The 16,565-nt window shown below is 69.4% G+C and carries 15 protein-coding genes; 5 read left to right on the top strand and 10 right to left on the bottom strand.

Annotated features, from left to right (window positions below; all coding sequences use genetic code 11):
• The first annotated feature begins 144 nt into the window (after positions 1–144).
• Positions 145–855 (top strand): GntR family transcriptional regulator, encoded by a 711-nt coding sequence (locus tag BMY35_RS05970; protein ID WP_093196187.1) that lies wholly within the window; start codon positions 145–147, stop codon positions 853–855.
• A gap of 42 nt (positions 856–897) precedes the next feature.
• Here the strand turns inward: BMY35_RS05970 and BMY35_RS05965 are convergent, their stop codons facing one another.
• A complete protein-coding gene (locus tag BMY35_RS05965) occupies positions 898–3,951 on the bottom strand; it encodes an autotransporter family protein (RefSeq protein ID WP_256228244.1) in 3,054 nt (1,017 codons plus the stop codon).
• 396 nt (positions 3,952–4,347) lie between these two features.
• On the opposite strand from BMY35_RS05965, the gene BMY35_RS05960 reads away from it, so the two are divergent.
• Positions 4,348–4,980, top strand: coding sequence for a LysE family translocator (locus BMY35_RS05960; protein WP_093196076.1), 633 nt, complete (start codon positions 4,348–4,350; stop codon positions 4,978–4,980).
• Between the two features lie 6 nt (positions 4,981–4,986).
• Here BMY35_RS05960 and recG read toward each other — a convergent pair whose 3' ends face one another.
• The 3 genes from recG to BMY35_RS05945 are packed head-to-tail and all read right to left on the bottom strand — an operon-like array spanning position 4,987 to position 9,292.
• Positions 4,987–7,116 (bottom strand): ATP-dependent DNA helicase RecG, encoded by a 2,130-nt coding sequence (gene recG / locus BMY35_RS05955; RefSeq protein ID WP_177213578.1) that lies wholly within the window; start codon positions 7,114–7,116, stop codon positions 4,987–4,989.
• Between the two features lie 11 nt (positions 7,117–7,127).
• Positions 7,128–8,618 (bottom strand): TIGR01777 family oxidoreductase, encoded by a 1,491-nt coding sequence (locus BMY35_RS05950; protein WP_093196074.1) that lies wholly within the window; start codon positions 8,616–8,618, stop codon positions 7,128–7,130.
• Positions 8,615–9,292 (bottom strand): DUF4166 domain-containing protein, encoded by a 678-nt coding sequence (locus BMY35_RS05945; RefSeq protein WP_093196073.1) that lies wholly within the window; start codon positions 9,290–9,292, stop codon positions 8,615–8,617. The genes BMY35_RS05950 and BMY35_RS05945 overlap by 4 nt, the downstream gene beginning before the upstream one ends.
• Positions 9,293–9,412: 120 nt before the next feature.
• Between BMY35_RS05945 and queA the strand changes: the two genes are divergently transcribed.
• Together queA and tgt are read left to right on the top strand one after the other, a co-directional pair.
• Positions 9,413–10,456 carry a tRNA preQ1(34) S-adenosylmethionine ribosyltransferase-isomerase QueA gene (gene queA, locus BMY35_RS05940; RefSeq protein WP_093196072.1) on the top strand — a complete coding sequence of 348 codons (1,044 nt, stop codon included), beginning with the start codon at positions 9,413–9,415 and terminating at the stop codon, positions 10,454–10,456.
• Between the two features lie 5 nt (positions 10,457–10,461).
• Positions 10,462–11,634, top strand: a complete 1,173-nt coding sequence (tgt, locus tag BMY35_RS05935) for a tRNA guanosine(34) transglycosylase Tgt (protein ID WP_093196071.1) — start codon at positions 10,462–10,464, stop codon at positions 11,632–11,634.
• Between the two features lie 9 nt (positions 11,635–11,643).
• Here the strand turns inward: tgt and BMY35_RS05930 are convergent, their stop codons facing one another.
• Entirely contained in the window at positions 11,644–12,021 is a 378-nt protein-coding gene (locus BMY35_RS05930) for a hypothetical protein (RefSeq protein ID WP_093196186.1), read from the bottom strand.
• A 113-nt stretch (positions 12,022–12,134) separates the two neighbouring features.
• Between BMY35_RS05930 and BMY35_RS05925 the strand changes: the two genes are divergently transcribed.
• The gene (locus tag BMY35_RS05925; protein WP_093196070.1) at positions 12,135–12,917 is read left to right on the top strand and encodes an SDR family NAD(P)-dependent oxidoreductase; all 783 of its coding nucleotides are present in this window, start codon (positions 12,135–12,137) and stop codon (positions 12,915–12,917) included.
• Positions 12,918–13,051: 134 nt separating this feature from the next.
• On the opposite strand, the gene BMY35_RS05920 is transcribed toward BMY35_RS05925, so the two are convergent.
• From BMY35_RS05920 to BMY35_RS05900, 5 genes are all read right to left on the bottom strand, one after another.
• Entirely contained in the window at positions 13,052–13,435 is a 384-nt protein-coding gene (locus tag BMY35_RS05920) for a DUF3597 domain-containing protein (RefSeq protein ID WP_093196069.1), read from the bottom strand.
• Between the two features lie 137 nt (positions 13,436–13,572).
• Positions 13,573–14,655 carry a zinc ribbon domain-containing protein gene (locus tag BMY35_RS05915; RefSeq protein WP_093196068.1) on the bottom strand — a complete coding sequence of 361 codons (1,083 nt, stop codon included), beginning with the start codon at positions 14,653–14,655 and terminating at the stop codon, positions 13,573–13,575.
• A gap of 22 nt (positions 14,656–14,677) precedes the next feature.
• Entirely contained in the window at positions 14,678–15,478 is an 801-nt protein-coding gene (locus tag BMY35_RS05910) for a DUF2145 domain-containing protein (protein ID WP_093196067.1), read from the bottom strand.
• On the bottom strand, positions 15,475–15,936 hold the full coding sequence (locus BMY35_RS05905; protein WP_143042907.1) for a hypothetical protein: 462 nt from the start codon (positions 15,934–15,936) through the stop codon (positions 15,475–15,477). Before BMY35_RS05905 ends, BMY35_RS05910 begins: the two co-directional genes overlap by 4 nt.
• 29 nt (positions 15,937–15,965) lie before the next feature.
• The gene (locus tag BMY35_RS05900; protein ID WP_093196065.1) at positions 15,966–16,484 is read right to left on the bottom strand and encodes a YiaA/YiaB family inner membrane protein; all 519 of its coding nucleotides are present in this window, start codon (positions 16,482–16,484) and stop codon (positions 15,966–15,968) included.
• Between the last annotated feature and the right edge of the window lie 81 nt (positions 16,485–16,565).

Here is a 16,565-nt window from a genome sequence, read left to right as displayed (position 1 = left end):
CCTGAGCGCGCCAACACTTGGTGCATCGGGCGGCGCCCGGACGGCGGCGGTCCGGCGGGGAAAACCTGCTAAAAACGCCCGGTCGCGGCGCGCCTTTCAATGCGCTTTCCGCCCCTTTCCACCCTCTTGCTGTCTTCTTCCGGCATGACTCCACCGGCTTCCACGCCCCCTCCCGCTCCCGCCGCGCCGGCCGCCGGCGCGCAGACGCTCAACGACCGGGTGGCGGAGCTCATCCGCCAGAAGATCGTGAAGGGCGAGTTCCTGCCGGGGCAGCGGCTGTCGGAGGCCGCGCTGGCCGACAGCTTCGAGATTTCGCGCAACACCCTGCGCGAGGTGTTCCGCACGCTGACCAAGGAAGGGCTGCTCAAGCACGCGCCGAACCGCGGCGTGTTCGTGGCGGTGCCGAGCATCGCGTCGATCATCGACATCTACCGCGTGCGCCGGCTCATCGAATGCCAGGCGCTGGCGCAGGCCTACCCGCGCCACCCGGCCAAGAAGCACATGCGCGAGGCGGTGGAGATGGCGCTCAGGTGCCGCGAGGCCGGCGACTGGCTGGGCGTGGGCACGGCCAACATGGAGTTCCACATGGCCATCGTGGAACTCGCCGACAGCGAGCGGCTGAACAACCTGTTCGCCCACATCCTGGTCGAGCTGCGGCTGGCCTTCGGCCTGCTCAAGGACCCGGAGTTCCTGCACGCGCCCTACGTGGACATGAACATGAAGCTGCTCGAGCTCATCGAGGCCGGCAAGTTCGCCGAGGGCTCGGCCGCGCTCAACGACTACCTGGTGCACTCCGAGCGCATCGTGCTGGCGGTCTATGCGCGCAGCATGCCCGAAGGCGGCATCGACAGCTGAACAGGCGGGGGGCCCGCCGCCCCCTTCAGCCCGCGGCCTGCATCACCATTTCACGCGCACGCCAAGGCTGGCGTTGATGCCGCTCCTGACGCGCGAATCGCCGCCCGAGGCGAACAGCTTGCCCACTTCGGCGTACAGGCTGGTCCGCTCGCCGACGGACAGCGTGGCACCGGCCGCCACCTCGGTACTGGTGCCGCCGGTGCGCGTGACGATGTCGGTCGAGCCTGCCGGGCCGATGAAGCGCGCCGCGTCGGTGCCGCTGCTGCTGCGATAGACATTGAGCCGCGCATACGGCTGCAGCACGCCGGCATCCGTCGCGATGCGGCCCTTGAGCCGCAGGCCCGCGCGGACCGTCCAGCCACTGTCGGCGTCCTGCGCGACGCGGGCGCCGAAGAGATTCACGTCGCCCAGCTTCAGGCGCTGATGCACCAGCTGCAGCTGCGGCTCGATCTTCCAGTCGCCGCCCATCGCGAAGCTCTGGCCCACCTCCAGCGAAAGCATCGTGCTGTTGCCCTTGCCCGAGGCGGACGGCGAGCCGTCGAAGGGGCCCGCCGTGTAGCGATGGCGGCCGCCCTGCAGCACTGCGTCTGCGTAGAAGCCGGTGTCGTTCGTGAAAGTGCCGTAGGCGCCGAGGTACTCGCTGCGCAGGTCGGTGCTGCCGACGGCGAGGCCGGGCACGCCGCGCGCGAAGCCGCCGACCCTGGCATCGCCCTCGAGCCGGCCGACATACACGCCGGCACGCCAGCTGCGGTCGGCCCACAGGTCGGTGCCGGCCTGCAGGCCCGTCAGGCGACCTTCGGTGGCCGGGCTCACGGTGCCCTGCTGGCGCGTCTTCAGGCTCGTGCCGACGACGCGGCCCCAGGCGCTGCGACGCGGGCCGTCGAGCGCATCGCCCGCGTCGTTGCGGCCGATGCCGGCGTCGTCGTCGCCCATGCGCACGCGCGAACTGCCCAGCATGGCGAGGTTGCCCTGGCGCAGCTGCTCGGGCAGCGCCGCGAGCATCGGGACTTCGACGCGATAGGTCGGGATCTGCAGCACCGGACCGGGCCCCACCTGCACGGCGGAGCGCAGATACCAGTTCTCGCCGGCGCCGTTGGCGTCGGCCGCATGCAGCCGGTACTCGTATGCGCCCGCGTCGACGTGACCGTTCGCGAGCGTGAACGCGTCCTTGCTGCTCTGCGCCGTCGTCGTGGCGCCGTTGAGCGCGCTGACGAGTTCGATGCCGCTGCCGCTGGTCAGCGCGCCGAGCCCGCCCAGGTTCGTGACCTGCAGCGTGGTGCGGCCGCTGGCGCTGGCTCCGGCGCCATCGAGCACCAGCCTGTCGCTCGCGCTGCCGCTGTCGCCGAGCGCGGTGCCCAGCCGCAGCGTGCCGTTGTTGCCCACGTAGGCGCCGGTGATGGTCAGCGTGGTTCCCGGCGCGGCGCCCACCAGCGAGACGACGCCGCCGTTGGCCAGCGAAGGCAGCTTCTGGCTGAAGCCCGCGAGGTCGAGCGTGCCGCCCGCGCCGACCGTGTGGGCCGACGCGCCACTGAAGGCATTCGTCGCACCGGCCTTGAGCGTGCCGCCGTTGACTGCCGTGCTGCCCGTGTAGCTGTTCTGGCCGCTCAGTGTGAGCGTGCCGGCGCCGAGCTTCTCGAGGCTGCCGGCATAGACCCGCGTGGCGCGCGCGGCCTCGCGGGCCACGCCGGTGGCGTATTCGCTGCGGTCCGCGTCGCTGGCGCCGGGCGGCAGGCCCGTGGTCCAGCCGTGCGACTGCCTGGTCGTCTCCCAGGCGGCGGCCTCGGCCACGTCTTCCGCGCGGCGGGCGCGGATCGCGATGTCGGAGATGTCGTTCGACCATGTGTCGCTCTGCCCCTGCGTGTTCACCGCAAACGGCCCGATGAACTGGCCGGGCCCGTTCATCGCGCGCCGCAGGCTCGGCGTGCCCCAGCCGTTGACCACGTCGGGCACCTTGACCTGCTGGCCCGCCTCGGGGTTGGCGACGGTGCCTGTGCCGGCCGCATCGGCAATGGTGGCGTTCTGCGTCGCGGTGGTCTTCAGCACCGTGAGCACCTGCTCGTTCGTCATGTAGCCGAAGCGCTCCATGATCAGCGCGAGCGCGCCGGAGGCATGAGGCGCGGCCATCGACGTTCCGTTCAGCGAGGCATATGCGCCGCCCAGCACGGTGCCGTTGATGGCGACGCCGGGCGCGGTGACGCACGACCACTTCGCCACGCCGCACTTGTTGTAGTTCTGGGTGCCGGGAACGTTGACCGAGCCGTCGTCGTTGAAGGTCTGCCCCGTGGTGCGCAGGGCGGACACGGCGAGCCAGTTGGATTCGAGCTTCGGATCGAAATATGGCGCCGCCGCGCGCGGGCTCGGGTTGAGCCAGCCGCCGTTGCCCGCGCTGAACACCATCAGCGTGCCGGTCTTCGCCGCGTCGAACGCGCCCTGGATCCAGGTGTTGTTGGCAACGTAGTAACCGTTGGCCGTGTGAAGCTGCGCGAGCGTGTTGTACTGCTCGCCGGTCGGCGGACTGCCCCAGCTGGTGCTGATGATGCGCACGCCCTGCGCGTTCGCCTGCCGGTAGGCGTCGGCGATGTGCTGGTCGTCGACCGTGATGGTCGCGGACTGCCCCGGCACCGGCCGGCCGAAGTTGGCGCTGTCGGTCTTCGCCGTGTTGGCGACGAAGAGGTTCGCATTGAAGGCCACGCCGTGCATGTTCTCCACGGCACCGCCGCCGTCGCGATTGGCCGCGATGGTGCCCGCCACGTGCGTGCCGTGGCGGTCGTTGTAGGCCCCGTTGTAGGCGCCGGGAATGGTGCCCACGAGCACGCCCTGGTAGCGGGAGGCCGCGAACTCGGGGTGCGAGGCGTCATAGCCCGAGTCGACCTCGCCGACCTTGATGCCCATGCCGCTGACGCCCGCCGCGTACGCGTACTCGGCGCCCATCGCGCGCAGGCCCCAGTCGCGCAGAAACTCTGCGGTGCGCCAGCTGGCCGGCGAGCCGATCATTCCCGGGTCGCCGGGGTAGCTCTGGATGGCCCATGCCTGATGCGTCGCCAGCCCCGCGGCGGCCATGGCGAACGCGAGCTTTTTCATCCTCTTCGAAGTCATTGCGACTTTCCTCCGTGAAGTGCGTTGTTGGAATGGATGGCGGGCACCGGAAGACCCCGTGGGCATGCGCGGGACGCGTGCCGTGGCAGGAAGGGCCGGGGATGGAACCGCGGCGGCGCGCGGCCGTCGAAGACGGTGTCGCCGGGCGATGCGCAAGTCGATGCGGAAGTGAGGGTGCCGTTGCCAAGCGGGGCAGTCTAGGAACGAAGTTCCCTCGAGGCGCACCGCCTTTTCCCTGATGAACAAGACGCCCTGGGCGCAACTTTCGTCGGCGTAAATCCTCTTGCGCTATTGCATCAATGTTGCAGTAATTAGCTTTCGTCGTACACGCGGCGCGCGCTGCGGATAATGGCGAACCTTCTTCGGCCTGCGTCATCTGCGTTGCAGGATGTCACCATGAACCTGTCCACCTACCTGCTGTTCCTGCCGGCCTGCTTCGCCATCAACATGGCCTTCGGCCCCAACAACCTGCTGTCGGTGACCAACGGCGCGAAGCACGGCGTCTCGCCCGCGGTCGTCGCGGCCAGCGGCCGGCTCGTGGCCTTCGCGATCATGATCGCCATCGCGGGGCTGGGCATGGGCGCGGTGCTGGTGGCCTCGGAGATGGCCTTCGACGTCATCAAGTACATCGGCGCGGCGTACCTCGTGTGGATCGGCATCCGCCTGCTGCGCGCGCCGGCGCCCACGGCCGAGGTGCAGGCGCGCGACGCGTCCGCGCCGCCTTCCATGCGCGCGCTGGTGCGGCAGGAGTTCACCGTGGCGGCGGGCAACCCGAAGGCGATCCTGGTGTTCACCGCCTTCTTCCCGCAGTTCGTGGTGCCAGGCGCCTATGCTTCCAGCTACCTGCTGCTGGGCCTGACCTTCCTGGTGTTCGAGCTGGTGGCGATCGCGCTCTATGCGCTGCTCGGCGCGCGCATGCGCCGGCTGGCCAACGGCAGCCGTGCGATGCGGTGGTTCAACCGCATCAGCGGCAGCATGATGGTCGGCTTCGGGCTGCTGCTGGCCCTCACCCGCCGGCCCGCCGCCTGATCTTTCTCAGGCTTTGAGGTACTCGGCCTTGGTGCCCAGCCAACGGTCGATGTGCCGCTGCGCGAGGTCGGGGTGCTTGCGCAGCATGACCGGCGCGAGTTCGCGGGCCCAGTCGAGCAGCAGCGTGTCGGTCGTGAGGTCGGCGAAACGCAGCAGCGGCGCGCCCGACTGGCGCGCACCGAGGAATTCGCCGGGGCCACGAATCTCCAGGTCGCGCCGCGCGATCTCGAAGCCGTCGCCGGTCTCGGCCATCGCCTTGAGCCGCGCACGCGCCGCCTCGCCGACGCGGCCGCTGTCGCCCGGCGCATAGAGCAGCACGCAGGCCGAGGCCGCCGCGCCGCGCCCCACGCGACCGCGCAGCTGGTGCAGCTGCGAGAGGCCGAAGCGCTCGGCGTGCTCGATGACCATGAGCGAGGCATTCGGCACATCGACGCCCACTTCGATCACGGTCGTGCTCACCAGCACCTGGATCTCGTTGGCGGTGAACGCGGCCATCACCGCCTGCTTTTCGGCCGTAGGCATGCGCGAATGCAGCAGGCCGACCTGGATGGGCTCGCCCAGCGTCTCGGCCAGTTCGTCGCGCGTCTCGGTGGCGTTGCGCAGGTCGACGGCTTCGCTTTCCTCGATCAGCGGGCACACCCAGTACACCTGCCGGCCCTGCGCGATCTGCGAATGGATGCGGTCGATGACCTCGTCGCGCCGGTGATCGGCCACCAGCTTCGTGATGATGGGCGTGCGGCCCGGCGGCAGCTCGTCGAGCGTGGAGACGTCGAGGTCGGCGTAGTAGCTCATCGCGAGCGTGCGCGGGATGGGCGTGGCGCTCATCATCAGCAGATGCGGCTCGAGGTGTCCTTCGGCCTTGCCGCGCAATGCAAGGCGCTGCGCGACGCCGAAGCGGTGCTGCTCGTCGATGATCGCCAGCGCCAGGTTGCGAAAGCGCACCTTCTCGGAGATGACCGCGTGCGTGCCGATGACCAGCGCGGCCTGGCCGCTTTCCACCGCGGCCGACATCTCGTCGCGCTCCTTCTTCTTCTGGCTGCCCGTGAGCCACGCCACGCGCAGCCCGCGCGCGGCCAGCAGCGGATCGAGCCAGCCGACGAGCTTGCCGAAGTGCTGCGCCGCGAGGATCTCGGTGGGTGCCATCAGCGCGCACTGGAAGCCCGCGTCGATGCAGCGCGCCGCCGCGAGCGCCGCCACCACCGTCTTGCCCGAGCCCACGTCGCCCTGCAGCAGGCGGTGCATCGGGATCTCACGGCCGAGGTCGCGCGTGATCTCCTCGCCGACGCGTTGCTGCGCGCCCGTGAGGCCGAAGGGCAGCACGGCGAGCAGCTGCGAGTGCAGCGAGGCCGCATCCGGCTCGGGCGGTGCGGGCGGCAGCACGGGCGCACGCTGCGCCGCGCGCTCCAGCCGCGCCTGCAGCTGCGAGAGCTGCTGCGCGAGCAGCTCCTCGGCCTTGATGCGCTGCCATGCCGGATGGCTGTGGTCCTCCAGCGTGGCGATCGCCACGTCGGGCGTCGGGTAGTGCAGGAAGCTCAGCGAGGCGCGCAGGTCCCACGCGCCGCGAAAGCCGATCTGCACGGGGATCGTCTCGTCGAGCACAGCGCGCGCAAGGCCCGAGCGCACCTCGCGCCGCAGCACCGGCTGCGCGAGCCCGGCCACCGTCGAATACACCGGCGTGAGCGCGTTCGGCAAGGCGGTGCCGGCCGCCTTCACGGTCGGGTGCATGATCTGCCGCCCCACGAAGCCCCCGCGCACCTCGCCCCGCACACGCACCCGAGCGCCGACGGCAAGCTGCTTCTGCTGCGAGGGATAGAAGTTGAAGAAGCGCAGCTGGCAGGTGTCGCTGCCGTCGTCGATGGTCGCCAGCAGCTGGCGCCGCGGGCGGTAGACCACCTCGCATTCGGTGACGACGCCTTCCACCTGCGCCATGTCGCCGTCGCGCGTGTCGGCGATGCGCACGATGCGCGTCTCGTCCTCGTAGCGCATCGGCAGGTAGAGGGCGAAGTCGATGTCGCGCACGAGGCCGAGCTTGCGCAGCGCGCGCTGGACCTGGCTCAGGCCGGCGCCCGGCTGCGAAGGCGCTGCTGCGGCGGCGTTCGCTTCGGGTGGAGGAGTCGGGGCTTTCTTGGCGGGCACGGACAAGGCTTCTAGCGCGGGCGGCAAAGGTCCGTCAAGGCGCTGCGGGCATCGGGGAACATGAACCGGAAGCCGGATCGCAGCAGGCGCGCCGGCACCACGCGCTGGCCTTCGAGCAGCAGGTCGGCCTGTTCGCCGAGCAGCAGCCTGACGGGCGCGGCGGGCGTCGGCATCCAGCAGGGCCGGTGCAGCACGCCGGCGGCGACGCGGGTGAACTCTTCCTGGCTCAGGGCACCGGGCGCGGTGAAGTTGAATGCCTGCGCGGCCGGCGGCGCGTCGGCCCTTTGCGCCTCGGTCCAGACATGCGCCATGGCGCGGATCAGGTCGTGCACGTGCACCCACGACAGCCACTGCCGCCCGCTGCCCAGGCGCCCGCCCATGCCCAGCGAGATCGGCAACAGCAGCTGCGGCAGCGAGCCCTGGTGGCCCAGCACGAAGCCGAAGCGCATGCAGGCCACGTGCACGCCGTGGGCCACGGCTGCTTGCGCCGCCTGTTCCCAGCGCTGGCACAGCTGCGACATGAAGATCGCCTGCGGCGGGGCGTTCTCGTCGAGTTCGGCCGTGTCGCCTTGCGGCTGCACGCCGTAGTAGCCGATGGCGGAGCCGGAAAGCAGCAGCCACGGTTTCCGCGGGCGCGCCGCGATCCATGCGACAAGCTGCTGCGTCAGCCCTTCGCGGCTTTGCAGCAGCTGCGCCCGGCGCCGCTCGCTCCAGCGCATGCCAAGGATGCGCGCCCCCGCGAGATTGACGACCACGTCGACATCGTCGGCCGCCGGTATCTGGTCGAGCGTCTGCACGCAGCGCACCGCGCCGCCGAAGCCCCAGGCGGCCGATCGCGCGTCGCGCGTCCAGACCGTCACGGCATGCCCGTCGGCCACCAGGTGGCGCACGAGCAACTGGCCGATGAAACCCGTGCCGCCCGTCACCAGCACGCGCTGCGGCTTCGAGCCGAAGCGCACCGGCGCCTCGGCCGCGCGCGCCTGCTCCTGTGCGCCGCGCCTGAACAGGGCACGCGCCGCGAAGGCATCGCGCAGGCCCGACAGGCCGACGCCCACGCCGCACAGCGCCAGGAATGCGCCGAGCCAGCCCTGCGGCTGCCACACCATCGCGGTCGGCTGCGCGGCCCAGCCCGTCGCGCTCATCGCCAGCAGTGCGATGAAGGCGCCCGCGTTGATGGCCAGCACCGTGTGCGTCACGCGCTCGGTGGGCGGCAGCAGGCGACTGCCGTCTTCCACCACGAAGTCCCACAGCGTGAGCACGATCTCGACGCCGAACACCGCCAGCAGTACCCACGCCCACGCGCCATGCCAGGCCCATGACGACAGCCCGATGAACAGCGCGCAATAGATCGACGAGCGCGTCGCGTGTATCGCCAGCTCGCGGCCCGCGGTGCCGCGCCGCGGCAGCGCCTCGGTGCCTTCGTGGTGATAGAGCGTGTCGAAGGCGCCCAGCGCGCCCTGCGCCGCCATGAGCTGCAAGGCCAGCAGATGCGTGTCGATCATGCGGGCGTCGCCTTTGGTTCCGCGATTTCCTCGAACACCCCGACCTGCGTGAAGGTCGTTCCCATCAGCCAGTGGCGGATCTCGATGCGGATGTTGAAGCGCTCGGGCGTCTCGTTGTGATGCCAGAGGAATGTCTTGCCCGGCGTGAGCAGTCCGGGCAGCGGAATGCGCCAGCCGAACAGGTCCCAGAAATAGCCGTCGCTCTGGAAGTGCAGGCTGCCGTTCTCCACGCTCAGCACCAGCTTCATGCCCAGGCCCAGGCCCACGTACTCCAGCACCTCGCCGCGCTCGCTCTCTCGCATGAAGCTGGTGAACTGGATCGGCTTGCGCCCGCGCAGGCGGTAGATGCGCTGCTTGTAGATGGCCGGGTCCTGCGGCTTCGCATAGACCTGGATCTCCACCGGGAAGTTGGCGTCGCTGTAGGGAATGAGCGCGCCCTGGATCAGCGGCTGCGTGACGTGGCCCAGCAGCTTGCCGAAGCGCGAGCAGCGCAGTTCGCTGAGCGAGCCCAGGTAGTGCAGCGCCTTGCCCGGCGACGGGTTCTTGTCGAAGCGGCGGCGGATGTCGGGGTGCAGGCCCTGCCAGGCGCTGCCGAGGATCTTCTTGAAGAGTTCGCCTTCGGAAGGGCCGGGCGACGAGCCCGACGGAACACGCGCAGCTTGTGAATCGACCATCCGCCGATTCTGCCTCGACAGCCCCTCGAAAATGGGCGGCTTTCGCGGCATGGGACAATCCGGGTCGCATCCCCCGTCTCCCCGTCTTTCTTGGAACGGGCCCGTCCGGCCCTCAAGCACATGCGCGCTTTCACGCTCTCCGATTTCGATTTCGCATTGCCACCCGAACTGGTGGCGCAACACCCGGCCACCGAACGCACATCCTCCCGTCTGCTCGATGGCACAGGGCCCGAGCCGGTCGACCGCATCTTCAAGAGTCTGCCCTCGCTGCTGCGCGCGGGTGACCTGCTGGTCTTCAACGACACGCGCGTGGTCAAGGCACGCCTCTTCGGCGAGAAGCCGACCGGCGGCAAGCTCGAGCTGCTGGTCGAGCGCGTGCTGCAGGGCCATGAGGTGGTCGCGCACATGAAGGTCAGCAAGAAGCCGCCCGTGGGCACCACGCTGGAGATGGTCGGCGGCTTCCGTGCCACGCTGCTCGGCCGCTGGCCCGACGAGGACGGTGCGCTGTTCCGCTTCGGCTTCGAGAGCGACGCCGGCGAGGACCCGTATGCGCTGATGGCCCGCTGCGGGCACGTGCCGCTGCCGCCCTACATCACGCACACCGACTCTGCCGAAGACGAGAGCCGCTACCAGACCGTGTTCGCGCGCGTGCCCGGCGCGGTGGCCGCGCCCACCGCCGCGCTGCACTTCGACGAAGGCCTGCTGGCCGAATTGGAGGCGAACGGCGTGCAGCGCGCCAACGTCACGCTGCACGTGGGCGCGGGCACTTTCCAGCCGGTGAAGACCGAAAACATTTCAGAGCACACGATGCACGCCGAGCGCTACGAGGTGCCCGAGGCCACGCAGCGCGCCATTGCCGAGTGCAAGGCGCGCGGCGGGCGCATCGTGGCGGTGGGCACGACCACCGTGCGCACGCTCGAGTCGTGGGCAAAGAGCGGCGAAGCCGCGGGCGACACGCGCATCTTCATCACGCCGGGCTTCGTCTTCGAGCACGTCGATCTGCTGGTAACCAACTTCCATCTGCCGAAGAGCACGCTGATGATGCTGGTCTCGGCCTTCGCGGGCTACGAGCGGGTGATGGCGCTCTATGCCCATGCCATCGCCGGGCGCTACCGCTTCTTCAGCTACGGCGATTCCATGCTGCTCGCACGCACCCAGGACTGAACGACATGCTGAACTTCGAACTCCTCAAGACCGACCCCGACAGCCACGCGCGCCGCGCCACGCTCACGCTCAACCACGGCAAGGTGCAGACGCCGATCTTCATGCCCGTGGGCACCTACGGCACGGTCAAGGGCGTGATGCCACGCAGCCTGGAAGAGATGGGCGCGCAGATCATCCTGGGCAACACCTTCCACCTGTGGATGCGCCCCGGCCTCGACGTGATGGAGAGCTTCGGCGGGCTGCACCAGTTCGAGAAGTGGAACAAGCCCATCCTCACCGACTCGGGCGGCTTCCAGGTGTGGTCGCTGGGCGCGATGCGCAAGATCAGCGAGGAGGGCGTGAAGTTCGCATCGCCGGTCAACGGCGACAAGCTGTTCCTCACGCCGGAGGTCTCGATGCAGATCCAGACCATCCTCAACAGCGACATCGTGATGCAGTTCGACGAGTGCACGCCCTACGACACCAAGGGCCACATCACGACCGAGGCCGAGGCGCGCATCTCGATGGAGCTGAGCCTGCGCTGGGCCAAGCGCTGCCAGGCGGAGTTCTCGCGCCTGCAGAACCCGAACGCGCTCTTCGGCATCGTGCAAGGCGGCATGTACGAGAACCTGCGCGAGGAGTCGCTCGCCGCGCTGGTCGACATGGACTTTCCCGGCTACGCCATCGGCGGCGTGAGCGTGGGCGAGCCCAAGGAAGAGATGCTGCACATCATGGGCCACACGCCGCACCGGCTGCCCGCGAACAAGCCGCGCTACCTGATGGGCGTGGGCACGCCGGAAGACCTAGTGCAGGGCGTGGCCGACGGCGTGGACATGTTCGACTGCGTGATGCCCACGCGCAATGCGCGCAACGGCACGCTCTTCACCCGCTTCGGCGACCTGAAGATGCGCAACGCGCGCCACAAGAGCGACCCGCAGCCGATCGACCCGAGCTGCACCTGCCATGCCTGCGCGGGCACCTCGGGCGTGAGCTGGAACGACGGCGGCCGCGAGGGCTTCAGCCGCGCCTACCTGCATCACCTGGACCGCTGTGGCGAGATGCTCGGGCCGATGCTCACGACCATCCACAACCTGCACTACTACCTGAACCTGATGCGCGAGATCCGCGAGGCGCTCGACGCGGGCACGTTCACGGAGTTCCGGGCACGCTTCAAGTCGGAGCGGGCGCGAGGCGTCTGAGGCTTCGTCTTACTTCAGCGGCTTGATCGGCAGCGGCGTGGCATAGGGCTCGATGCGCAGCGCATCGTTCTTGAACACCACGATCTGCCTGAGCGGCACCTGCACCAGCGCGCCGCCCGCGTCCTTGCTCGAGGCGTACTGCCACAGCGTGAGCTGGCCCTTGGCGGCGAGCTGGGTCGCCAGGCGCTCCACCGCAGGGCCCGATCCTGCCCCGAGCAGCGCGGCATCGGCGCCCACGATCACCTCGTCGCGCGACGAGACCACCTTGAAGAGCTGAACGCCGCCCGCGGCAGCCTGGGCGCGCACGGAGCGCACCGCCAGCGCGGCGGGAACGAGCATCGCGAACGCAACGAGGGTGCGGCGGCGGGGAAGTGTCTTCGTCTTCATGGGAGCAAGCGTAGCCACGCACGCGCGCGTCGCCCATTCGCCGGAAGCCATACACCGGCCGGCCGCTATCCGCTACGCTTGCCGTCCGTCTCCGACTCCGTTGCCGCATCCACATGACCGACGCATCACAACTTTCGCCCTACACCGCCCGCTATCCCTCGCTGGCCGGGCGCACCGTGTTCATCTCCGGCGGGGCCAGCGGCATCGGCGAGGCGCTGGTGCGGGCCTTCCATGCGCAGGGCGCGAAGGTCGGCTTCTGCGACCTCGACACGGCCGCCGGCAATGCGCTCGCCGCGCAGTTGCAGGGCGAGCATCCCGCCCTCTTCCTCCCCTGCGACGTGACCGACACGGCCGCCCTCGCGGCCACCATCGACGCGGTGCGCCAGCGCTTCGGGCCGGTCTCGGTGCTGCTGAACAACGCGGCCAACGACCGCCGACACGAGATGGCCGATGTGACCGACGAAGACTTCGACCGTCTCGTGGCCGTCAACTTCAAGCACCAGTTCTTCGCCGCGCAGGCGGTGGCCGACGACATGCGCGCGCTGGGCGGCGGCTCGATCGTCAACTTCGGCTCCATCAGCTGGATGATCAAGGGCAAGGGCTACCCGGTGTACCAGGCCTGCAAGGCGGCGGCGCGCGGCCTCACGCGCTCGCTGGCGCGCGACCTGGGCAAGCAGAACATCCGCGTGAATTCGATCGTGCCGGGCTGGGTGATGACCGAGCGGCAGATCAAGCTGTGGGTCAAGCCCGAGTCGGGCGCGGAGATCGATGCGGCGCAATGCCTGCCGGGACGCGTGATGGCCGAGGACATTGCGGCGATGGCACTGTTCCTGGCTGCGGACGATTCGCGCATGTGTACCGCGCAGGACTACGTCGTCGACGCCGGCTGGACCTGAAAAAAAGCCTCGCGCATCGCGCGAGGCTTTTTCTTCGGGGAACACCGCGGAACCGGCTTTGCCGGGCCGCAGGTGTTGCCCCCTGCAAGGGGGTTGGCGCAGCGACACGAAGTGCGCGAAGCCTGGGGGTCTGCTCAGTCCCGCAATTCGGCCGGAACCGTGCCGCCGTTGGCGGCCAGCTTGGTCATGACCTGACGGTGCAGCCAGATGTTCATCTTGGCGCTGTCGCTGGTGTCGGCGCCGTAGCTCAGCTCGGCGGCCAGCTGCTTGCGCGCGTCGAGGCTGCTGTCCAGGCCCAGCAGCTTCATCAGGTCGACGATGGAGGTGCGCCAGTTCAGGCTGCTCGCACCGGGCATGGCGTCGAGCACGGCGGCCACGTCACCCAGCGGAATGGCGGGCGGCGGCGCTGCCACGGCGGGGGCGGGTGCATCGGCTGGTGCCGCGGCGGCGGGCGCGGGGGCCTCAGCGGCTTTGGCGCCCGGGAAGATCTTGGAAAGGATGCTGCCAAAAATGCTCATGCGAGTGCTCCGTTGAAGAGGTGGCTGGGAAGGCTGCGGCAACATTTGTGTCGCAGCGGGCGGTTGTAGCACGACCGTGCGGCGCGCCCGCTACACGGTGTGTCGATCGTTCCGCCGGCCGTGACCGAATTCGCAGACTACGCCTCGGCCGTGCCCCTCCCCGTCCCCATAGACGGCAGCACACGCGGCGCGGCCGAGGTTCCGCACGAATGGCAGAACTTCGAGAACGCGCTCTTGCGCGTGCTGCACTTGCCGCAGTGGTCGAACAGGCCGATGCCGCAGTGCGGGCAGAAGTCGATCTCGTTGTTCTTCAGGTCCACCGGCCGCTCGCAGCCCGGGCACACGCTCTTGGCCAGGCGCGCGAGCGCCGTGTCGTAGCTGAGTTCTTCCCGCCGCACCTGGTCGGGCTGCTGCTCGGCCAGCTTCTGCCGCGCGAGGTACCTGTTGAGCGCGAGGATGGCATAGCGCCCCACCAGCACCGTGAGCACGATGCCCACCACGTAGCGCACATAGCCGCCGTAGCTCGGCAGGTAGGGCACCAGCTCGACGAAGAAGGCGAACAGCGCGAAGAAGATGAAGCCCCACACGAACGGCCAGTAGGTGCTCTTGCGCTTCTTCGCGAAGAGCCAGCCGGCCACCACCAGCAGCGGCAGCGTGAGCGCCAGCCGGTAGGCGAACACGCGCAGCTCGATGCGGCGGTATTCGGCGTCGAGCTTGCGCTGCGCCTCGTGCTCCAGCACCGACAGCGCCGTGCGCGCGCCCTGCTCGGCCTGGCGCGCGTCGAGCGCGATCTGCTGCTGCGCGTTGACCTTGCGCTGCAGCTCCTCTTCCTTCTGCTTGAAGGCGTCGAGCGCCTTGGTGCGCGCGATGAGCTCGGTGTCCTGGTCGGGCTGCGCGGTGGCGCGCCGCGTGGAGAGCCAGTTGCCGAAGGTCTCGCGCGCGTTGGCGCTGGCCTGCTGCGCGGCGTTGAGCTGCAGGCGGATCTGGTCGAGGTCGCGCGCGGCCTGCAGCTCGGCGGCTTCCGAGGCCTTGATGGTGGCGCGCAGCGGCTCGGCCCTGGGCTTGTCGATGAAGTCGTCGAGCTGGCGCACCCGCTCGACCTGCGGCAGGTCGCTCACCACGGTGCTGCCGAGCCCGATGAGGAAGCTCGCGAACACTAGCGCCACCAGCCAGAGGCCGCGGCGGAACCATTTCTCGGAAAGTCTCAGGGACTTGCTCATGTTGTTTTCTCCTTGTTCCTTCTCACTGGAGCTTCAGTGTCACAGGCGCAGCGCCCAGCCCGGCGCGCGGCATCCACGCGAACACCGAATCGACCGTCACAGTCTCGATGCGGTCCGAGAAGCGCTTGTCGTTCGGATGATCGTCGAAAGCCACGTTGGCCGAACCCACGCGACCGCCCAGCCGCGTGAGCGGGCCGAGCTTCAGCGTGGTCGGCTCGTAGCCCTTGAACTGCATCCATGCCTGCGCCTGCGCGCGGTTGGCGATGGTGGCGGGTTCCATGGCGGCGGCGAGCGTCTCCATGGCCCACTGGTTCGACTGCTGGTACTTGCGACCCCACACGTAGCTCACGATGCTGTAGGGCTCGATGTGCAGCCGCACGATGCGCGCGGGCGATTCGTTGAGCGCGGCAAGCAGTTGCGCCTGCACCTCGGGCGTGGGCACCACCCACGCGGCCTCGTAGCGCCACGGGTCGTCGAGGAAGAACTCGCCGAGCCCCTGCCGATAGACCTCGGCGATGGCGGTGCCGCACTGGTTGAGCTTGTGCACCACGCGCCACGGGCCGGCCTCGGTCTTGTAGGCGAAGCCGAGATGCGAATAGCGCAGGCCGTACTTGCTCAGGTCCTGCCCGGCGCGCGCCAGGATCACCACGCGCGCGCCGCTGGCGTCGAGCGCCTGCGAGGTGCGCTCGGCCATCCGCATGCCCTTGACGATCACGTCGGGCGTGGGCTTGACCTGCTCGCAGGAGCGGCCGGCCTGCGCCTGCATGGGCAGCAAGGCCGCCGCGACCGCCAGCGCGAGCAGCGGCGCCAGCGCGCGGTTCACGACAACCTCTCGTTGTGGAGCAGCGCGCGGCCGATGGCGTTGGGCACGAAGGCCAGCACCTCGCCGGCGGCCGACAGCACGACGCCCGAGCCGATCACGGTGACGAGGACGCTGGTGCCCACGGCCTTCGCCGCGCCTTCGGCCACCCGGCCCGAAACCTTGATGCTGGCGCGCGCGCCGTCGGAGGCGCGTTCGAGCACGTACACCGTGCCGTCGACCGAGGCCTCGACCGCGACCACGGCGAGCGTCGAGCCGCCCACCGACAACGCGGCGGGCAGCGCGACCGCCGTGGTGGCCGAGGCCCCGACGGCGGAGCCCGCGATCACCACCGACGCCACCGGCATCAGCGAGAGGGCGAGCGAGGCGTCGCTCTGCGCCTGGGCTTGCATGGGAACCGCGACACCGGCGAAGGCGGTGCTGGCGGCAACGAGGACAGCGGCAATCGACTTCCTGATCATGATGAGTCTCCGTTCTTGAGGTGCGTGGGTCATTCGGCGGCAGTTGCAGCAGCAGCGGCGGCGGCTTCGGCGCGCGCCATGCGGCGGCCCTGCATGCGGGCTTCGGCCAGGTCGGCTTCGTGGCGGTCGCGCAGCGTCTTGGCCAGCGTGAAGGCGGAGCTGATGAGGAACAGCCAGCTCACGCCCAGGAAGGCCTTGTAGGCCTCGTTGATCTCCATGCGCACGAGGCCCCAGCCGGTCAGGCCCATCGCAATGAAGAAGCTGCCCCAGACGACCAGCTTCCACATCGGAACGTCACGCGACGCTTCGGAGCCGCGCTCGGCCGCCTGCTGGTTGTCGCGCACGAACTTCGACAGCATGAAGGCGGTGCTCAGGCAGAACACGTAGCCCATCACCATGAACGCCCGGTCCAGCGCCTCGCCCGGCAGCCAGCTCAGGCCGGTGGCGCACAGGAAGACGGCGATCGCGAACGAAGCCCAGGCCTGGAACTGCCAGGCCCGCGTGTCGCGCTGGATGAAGACGGTCGTGGTGGATGAGAGGGGTTGCATGTGTGCCTCGCGGCGTAGTGAAGGTGAGCGAATGATGGTTCGCTCCCGCACCGCGAGGCTCGAATGCTTGCACCAGTTGCG

The organism is Variovorax sp. YR750 (genome assembly GCF_900109805.1).
GTDB classification, from domain to species: Bacteria; Pseudomonadota; Gammaproteobacteria; order Burkholderiales; family Burkholderiaceae_C; genus Variovorax; species Variovorax gossypii.
This window is presented reverse-complemented; position numbering and strand designations above follow the sequence as displayed.